The sequence below is a fragment of the Streptomyces sp. NPDC001393 genome (assembly GCF_053597455.1).
Window position 1 is genome coordinate 153,907 of record NZ_JBSFIH010000016.1, and the last position, 7,858, is coordinate 161,764.

Annotated in this window: 5 protein-coding genes; 1 reads left to right on the top strand and 4 read right to left on the bottom strand. The window is 70.2% G+C overall.

The features are described 5' to 3' along the window. Nucleotides 1–199 precede the first annotated feature (199 nt). From ACWC2T_RS19765 to ACWC2T_RS19780, 4 genes are all read right to left on the bottom strand, one after another. The gene (locus tag ACWC2T_RS19765) at nt 200–1,033 is read right to left on the bottom strand and encodes an S-methyl-5'-thioadenosine phosphorylase (RefSeq protein WP_450671623.1); all 834 of its coding nucleotides are present in this window, start codon (nt 1,031–1,033) and stop codon (nt 200–202) included. A 148-nt stretch (nt 1,034–1,181) separates the two neighbouring features. Then, nucleotides 1,182–1,493: an FmdB family zinc ribbon protein gene (locus ACWC2T_RS19770; protein ID WP_450671624.1), complete on the bottom strand. Its 312-nt coding sequence runs from the start codon at nt 1,491–1,493 to the stop codon at nt 1,182–1,184. A gap of 67 nt (nt 1,494–1,560) precedes the next feature. Next, complete coding sequence (locus ACWC2T_RS19775) at nt 1,561–2,859, bottom strand: MFS transporter (RefSeq protein WP_450671625.1); 1,299 nt, start codon at nt 2,857–2,859, stop codon at nt 1,561–1,563. A gap of 280 nt (nt 2,860–3,139) precedes the next feature. Beyond that, nucleotides 3,140–4,717 (bottom strand): potassium/proton antiporter, encoded by a 1,578-nt coding sequence (locus ACWC2T_RS19780; protein ID WP_450671635.1) that lies wholly within the window; start codon nt 4,715–4,717, stop codon nt 3,140–3,142. Between the two features lie 195 nt (nt 4,718–4,912). Between ACWC2T_RS19780 and ACWC2T_RS19785 the strand changes: the two genes are divergently transcribed. Further along, nucleotides 4,913–7,747, top strand: a complete 2,835-nt coding sequence (locus tag ACWC2T_RS19785; protein ID WP_450671626.1) for a penicillin acylase family protein — start codon at nt 4,913–4,915, stop codon at nt 7,745–7,747. Nucleotides 7,748–7,858 lie beyond the last annotated feature (111 nt).

Consider the following 7,858-nt stretch of genomic DNA (forward strand, 5'->3'; position numbering starts at 1 on the left):
CGCCCACCCGAACGGGGAATTCCACTCGACTGTCCACAGGCCGTCGCCGACCGTCCACAGACCGTCGACCCTCCCCATGCCGCCGACCGCCCACAGGCCGTCGCCGACCGTCCCCAGCCCGCCGACCCTCCCCATGCCGCCGACCGTCCCCGGCCCGCCTACTGCCCCAGGCCATCGACCCTCCCCAGCCCGTGATGCGCTACGGCAGCGCGAAGCCCGGATCCATGCCGCCCAGCGCGTTCGCGCACAGACAGTCCCGTGCCCCGCTCTCCGGCAGGGCCGCCACCGCGTCGAACAGCACGCCGCGCAGCCGGTCCACATTGGCCGCGAACACCCGGAGCACCTCCTCGTGCGAGACGCCCTCACCGGTCTCCGCGCCGGCATCGAGGTCGGTGACCAGGGTCAGAGACGTGTAGCACAGCTGAAGTTCCCGGGCGAGCGCCGCTTCCGGGTGACCGGTCATGCCCACGACCGACCAGCCCTGCGCCCGGTGCCACAACGATTCGGCACGTGTCGAGAAGCGCGGCCCCTCGACCACGACCAGCGTTCCGCCGTCCACCGGCTCCCAGTCCCGCCCCCGGGAGGCCTTCAGGGCCGCGGCCCGTCCGGTGGGGCAGTAGGGGTCGGCCATGGAGACGTGCACGACGTTCGGCACGGTGGCGTCGGGCAGCGGCAACCCGTCGAAGTACGTCTGCACCCGGGACTTCGTACGGTCCACGAACTGGTCCGGCACGAGCAGGGTGCCGGGGCCGTACTCGGGCTGCAGCCCGCCCACCGCGCACGGGCCGAGGACCTGCCGGACGCCGACCGAACGCAGCGCCCACAGATTGGCGCGGTAGTTGATGCGATGCGGCGGCAGGTGGTGGCCGCGGCCGTGCCGGGGGAGGAAGGCGACCCGCCGGCCGGCGATCTCACCGAGGAAGAGGGAGTCACTGGGCGGCCCGTAGGGGGTCTCCACCTGGACCTCGGTCACGTCGTCGAGGAACGAGTAGAAGCCCGAGCCACCGATCACGCCGATCTCTGCGTTCGCCATGACCAGCACACTAGCGGGCGGTGAAACCGTGGGGGAGCGGTGCCGGGAAGCCATGGGGGGAGCGCCGCCGGGATGCCACGGGGGAGCGCCCCCGGGAAGCGCCGAAGACCCTGCCGTCGTACGACGGCAGGGTCCGGGGAGGGAGAAGTCAGGCCGCGGAGCTGCTGGTGGTGCTCGACGAGGAAGACTTCGAGTCGGACGAGGACGAGGCCGAGGACGACGGCTTCGAGTCGGCCGACGACGTGCTCGACGACTTCGACGCCGGGCTGCTGCTCGACGTGGAGCCGCGGGAGTCGTTGCGGTAGAAGCCGGAGCCCTTGAAGACGATGCCGACCGCGGAGAACACCTTCTTCAGGCGGCCACCGCAGCTGGGGCACTCGGTCAGGGCGTCGTCGGTGAACTTCTGCACCGCCTCGAGGCCCTCGCCGCACTCGGTGCACTGGTACTGGTAGGTCGGCACTGTCTTCCTCCTGGCACTCTCACTCAATGAGTGCTAACGACGGTCCATAGTGACGCATTCCCGGGGATCAGTCCACCGCCACCGGCACGCGGTGACCGACGCCACGTGCGACGGTACGGTTCTGCGGCCGCGCGACCAGCCGCGACCGCAGCGCCAGCAGGGTCGCCAGCGCGAGCGCCGTGCCGCCCATCGGCACCAGGAATCCCGCGCCGTTCCACAGCCGGTCCTCCAGCTGTCCGGCGACCGTGACGGCGGCCGCCTGCCCGAGCGCGACGGCGCCGGTCAGCCAGGTGAAGGCCTCGGTGCGGGCGGCGGCCGGGACCAGGCCCTCGACCAGCGTGTAGCCGGTGATCAGCGCCGGAGCGATGCACATGCCGACCAGCAGGCCGAGCCCGGCGAGCAGCAGCACCGAGTGCGCCGTCCACAGGGCGGACGCGACGATCGCGAGCGCCGTGTAGCCGACGACCAGGCGGTGCTGGGGGGCGGTCTTCCAGGCGATCGCGCCGCAGACGACGCCGGACAGCATGTTGCCGGCGGCGAAGACGCCGTAGAGGACACCGTTCAGGCCGGGCTCGCCGATCGACTGGGTGAACGCGGCGAGTGCCACCTGCATGCCGCCGAAGACGGACCCGATGCCCAGGAAGGTCACGACCAGCACGCGCACGCCCGGCACGCGCAGCGCGGAGGCGTGCTGCACGCGCGTGTGCCCGCTCTCGGCGGTCACCGGCGGCTGCGTGCCCTTCTGCGCGGCGAACAGCAGACCGCCGACAAGGGTCAGCGCGCCCTCCGTGAGCAGGCCGGCCGCCGGCGTCACCCCGGTGCACAGCGCGGTCGCCAGCAGCGGACCGAGGACGAAGGTCAGCTCGTCCGTGACCGACTCGAACGCCGCGGCGGTGGTCATCAGGGGCGAGCCCTGCAGCTTCACGCCCCAGCGCGCACGCACCATGGGTCCGACCTGCGGCACCGAGGCGCCGGTCGGGACGGCCGCCAGGAACAGCGCCCACAGGGGTGCGTGCGCCAGGGCGAGCGCCGTCAGTGTCAGTCCGGACAGCGTGTGCACCAGCACGCCGGGGATCAGCACGGCGCGCTGGCCGTGGCGGTCGGCGAGGCGTCCGCTGTACGGCGCGAACAGGGCCATGGACACACCGGTGGCGGCCGCGGCGGCGCCCGCGGCGCCGTAGGAGCCGGTGGTGTGCTGCACGAGCAGCACGATGGAGATGGTGAGCATCGCGAACGGCTGGCGCGCTGCGAAGCCGGGGAGCAGGAAGGTCCAGGCGCCGCGGGTGCGCAGCAGCTGTCCGTATCCCGGGCGGGACGAGGCCGGCGAGGTCTTCTCCGGTTCGGTGGTGGTGACCGTGGATCCCACGGCCCGTGCCTTTCTGCCGCCTGGTAGCGCGGGCCTCGTGCGGCCCGGGTGCCGAGAGCTGTCCTCTTGCGCGGACTGCGGTAGATACCGGCGCCCACGTCAGGGTGTGGGGGCGACACGGCCGCCATACGGTCGCGCCAGCTCTGCGTCAGGCAGAGTTGGTTCGATCAGTGTGTGCCTTCATGGTACAGGGATCATCCGCCGGTACGGCTGTGAAAACGAGCACCACGCGACAGGCCACCTGGGATTTCATGGGGCGTTCACCGTGTGGAACGCGCCGTCAACGCGCGCTGCCCGCTCCGTTCGTGCCGAGCCAGCCCGCCAGCTTGCCGCCGAGCGCGACTGCGCGCAGTCGTCGCTCCGCCGCGTCGCGGACCGGGTCGATGGCGACGACCAGCAGCTCGTCGCCCCGGCGCAGCACTGTCGTGGGCAGCGGAACAAACGATTTTTCTTCGCGGACGACGAGGGTGACCGCGGCCCCGGGAGGCAGCCGCAGCTCGTTGACCTCCACGCCGTGCATCCGGGAGCCCTCGGGGATCGTGACGGAGAGCAGGTGTCCGCGCAGCCGCTCCAGGGGCGCCGACTCGATGCCGAGGTCGGAGGCCTCGCCCGCCTCGCCGAGGCGCAGCGTGCGCGCCAGCCAGGGCAGCGTCGGCCCCTGGACGAGGGTGTAGACCACGACCAGCACGAAGACGATGTTGAAGATGCGGCGGCTGCCGGGGACGCCGTTCACCATCGGGATCGTCGCCAGGATGATGGGTACGGCGCCGCGCAGTCCCGCCCACGACATCAGCGTCTGCTCCTGCCACGGCACCCGGAACGGCGCCAGGCTGAGCACCACGCTCAGTGGGCGGGCCACCATGGTCAGGACCAGCCCGATGACCAGGGCGGGCCAGACGTCGTCGCCCAGCTCGTGCGGGGTGACCAGCAGGCCGAGCAGGACGAACATGCCGATCTGGGCGATCCAGCCGAGCCCCTCGGCGAAGCCGCGCGTGGCCGGCCAGTGGGGGAGCTTGGCGTTGCCGAGCAGCATCGAGGCCAGATAGACGGCCAGGAAGCCGCTGCCGTGCGCCAGGGCGCCGGCGGCGTACGCCGTCACGGCGATTGCCATGACCGCGATCGGGTAGAGGCCGGAGGCCGGCAGGGCCACGTGCTTGAGCCCCCAGGAGCCGAACCAGCCCACCGCGAGTCCTACGGCCGCGCCGATGGCCAGCTCCAGGGCGATCTCGCCCAGCAGGAGGTACCAGTGCTCGACCGGGCCGGCCGTGGAGAAGGCGAGGACCAGGATGACCACCGGGGCGTCGTTGAAGCCGGACTCCGCCTCCAGCGTGCCCATCACGCGCGCGGGGAGGGGAACCCTGCGCAGCACCGAGAAGACCGCCGCCGCGTCCGTCGACGACACCACCGCGCCGACGATGAGCGCCTGCCGCCACTCCAGCCCGACCAGGTAGTGCGCGCCCGCCGCGGTGACACCCACGCTGACGGCGACGCCGAAGGTCGCCAGGACGGAGGCGGACGACAGGACCGGCCTGACCTCCTTCCACTTCGTGCCGAGACCGCCCTCGGCGAGGATCACGACCAGGGCCGCGTACCCCATGACCTGGGTCAGCGCGGCGCTGTTGAAGTGGATGTGCCCGATGCCGTCCTGGCCCATGAGGACGCCGATCCCCAGGTAGAGGAGCAGGCTGGGGAGCCCGCTGCGGGTGGAGATCCGCACGGCCGCGACGGCGACGAGCAGCACCAGGGAGCAGACGAGCAGGAGCTGGTTGAGGTGGTGGACAGTCAGCGGCGGTTCCCTTCCTTGGCCCGCGCGCCGGGGCGCGGGCTCACGTACACAAGATCCGGGGCTGCGGCGCACCGCACCCAAGTACTTCGTTACCTTACCTAAGTCTTGACGCTTTCTTGACGCTCGCCGGGGCAAGATCGAACGCTCGTACGCGCTGGTTCCCGACTCCGCGTCCAGCGGGACTGGGCCCTGCGCCTATGGTTGCTCCAGCGCTCATTCAAAGTCACAGCCCGACCTGCCGCTCGCGTTAGGACAGCAAGGACAGCGATGCCCCCCAACACCACCGCCACAACGGGTGACACCGCCACCACCGGTGCCGCGCCCGCAAAGTCCGGCAGGAAGAAGGGGCGCAAAGCCCGACTGATGGTGCTGGTCCTGGTACTGGCCATCATCGGAGGCATCGCCTACGGCGCGTACTGGTCGATCAGTACCGTCCGCGCCTCCTTCCCGCAGACCAAGGGCACGATCACGCTCCAGGGCCTTTCCGGGCCGGTCGACGTCAAGCGGGACGGCAACGGCATCCCGCAGATCTACGCGTCCTCCGACGAGGACCTGTTCATGGCGCAGGGCTACGTCCAGGCGCAGGACCGGTTCTGGGAGATGGACGTGCGCCGGCACATGACCTCCGGGCGCCTGTCCGAGATGTTCGGCAAGAGCCAGGTCAAGAACGACGAGTTCCTGCGCACCCTCGGCTGGGACCGGATCGCCAGGCAGGAGTACGACACCAAGCTGTCGGCCGCCACGAAGAAGTACCTCCAGGCGTACGCGAAGGGCGTCAACGCCTACCTCCAGGGCAAGGACGGCAAGGACATCTCCCTGGAGTACGCCGCCCTGGGCCTCACCAACGACTACAAGCCGGAGCAGTGGAGCCCGGTCGACTCCGTCTCCTGGCTGAAGGCGATGGCCTGGGACCTGCGCGGCAACATGCAGGACGAGATCGACCGCGCCCTGATGACCAGCCGGCTCGGCCCGCAGCAGATCCAGGACCTGTACCCGGAGTACCCCTACACCCGCAACAAGCCGATCGTGCAGGAGGGTCAGTACAACGCGCTGACCAAGTCCTTCCAGCAGAGCGGCGCCACGGGCGCCTCCACGACCGCCGGCACGACGGGCACGTCCGGCACGACCGGGGGCATCACGGGCGCCTCTGCGGGCACGAGGGGCACGACCGGCTCCTCCGCCTCGGCCGCGAGCGGTTCGTCGCTCACAAGCCAGCTGGGGGGCCTCTACAACGTCCTGGACAACGTCCCGACCGCCGTCGGCGTGAACGGTCAGGGCATCGGCTCCAACTCCTGGGTCGTCTCCGGGAAGTACACCATCACCGGCAAGCCGCTGCTCGCCAACGACCCGCACCTGTCGGCCTCGCTGCCGTCCGTCTGGTACCAGATGGGCCTGCACTGCCGCACCGTCTCCAGCACGTGCCAGTTCGACGTGACCGGCTACACCTTTGCCGGCATGCCCGGTGTGATCATCGGCCACAACGCCGACATCGCCTGGGGCATGACCAACTCCGGGGTCGACGTCACCGACCTCTACCTGGAGAAGGTCAGCGCCAACGGCTACCTGTACGACGGCAAGATCCGGCCCTTCAAGACCCGCGAGGAGACCATCAAGGTCGCCGGCGGCTCCGCCAAGACGATCGTCGTGCGCCAGACCCAGGACGGGATGCCGCTGCTGTCCGACCGTGACGACGAACTCGTCCAGGTCGGCAAGCGGGCCACGGTCAACACCTCCGCCCCCGACCGCGGCGACGGCTACGGCATCGCCCTGAGGTGGACCGCGCTCGACCCGGGCACCTCCATGGACGCCGTGTTCGCCCTCGACAAGGCGGCGGACTGGAGCGGGTTCCGCCAGGCGGCCGCCCTGTTCGACGTGCCCTCGCAGAACCTCGTCTACGCCGACACCGCCGGCCACATCGGCTACACGCTGCCCGGGAAGATCCCCACGCGCTCCTCGGTGGACGACGGCTCCATCCCGGCCCCGGGCTGGGACTCGAAGTACCGCTGGACCGGCTTCATCAAGCAGAGCGAGCTGCCCTACGAGTACAACCCCAAGCGCGGCTACATCGTCACCGCCAACCAGGCCGTGGTCGACAAGGCCAAGTACCCGTACACCCTCACCACCGACTGGGGCTACGGCACCCGCAGCCAGCGCATCACCGACCTGATCGAGTCGAAGATCAAGGACGGCGGCAAGATCTCGACCGACGACATGCGGCAGATGCAGCTGGACAACAGCAGCGAGATCGCCAAGCTCCTGGTGCCCAGGCTGCTGAAGATCAACCTCGACGACAAGAACGTGCGCGACGCGCAGAAGCTGCTGGAGGGCTGGGACTACACCCAGGAGTCCGACTCCGCGGCGGCCGCCTACTTCAACGCGGTCTGGCGCAACATCCTCAAGCTCGCCTTCGGCAACAAGCTGCCCAAGGAACTGCGCGTCCAGGGACAGTGCCTGTGGGTCGACAAGATCGACAGCACCGGCCCCGTCGACGACAACACCAAGGTACGCGAGTGCGGCGAGCGCGACACCGACCAGGCGCAGCCGGACGGCGGCGACCGCTGGTTCGAGGTCGTGCGCACCCTGATGGACAAGCCGGACAGCGACTGGTGGAAGACCCCCAGGTCGGGCACCCGCCCCGCGGCGAACAACATGGACCAGCTCTTCGCCCGGGCCATGATCGACGCCCGCTGGGAGCTGACCGCCAAGCTCGGCAAGGACATCGACACCTGGAACTGGGGCCGGCTGCACCGCCTGTTCCTGAAGAACCAGACGCTCGGCACCGACGGCCCCAAGGTGCTGCAGTACATCCTCAACCGCGGCCCCTGGAGGCTCAGCGGCGGCGAGGCCACGGTGAACGCGACCGGCTGGAACGCCGCCGGCGGCTACGGCGTGGTCTGGGTGCCGTCCATGCGGATGGTCGTCAACCTCGCCGACTTCGACAAGTCCAGGTGGATCAACCTGACCGGGGCCTCCGGGCACGCCTTCAGCGCGCACTACACGGACCAGACGAGCCTGTGGGCCAAGGGCGAGCTGCTGCCCTGGTCGTTCTCGTCCGGCGCGGTCGACAAGAGCACGAGCGACACACTCGTGCTCAAGCCCTGACCGGCCGACGGCACGGCCATGTCGGCGACCGGCGGTTTGTCGACGGTGAGGAAGTTCCCGGCGTCGAGTGAGCCGAAGAACCACGCCTTCCAGTTCTGCGTGCCGCTGTAG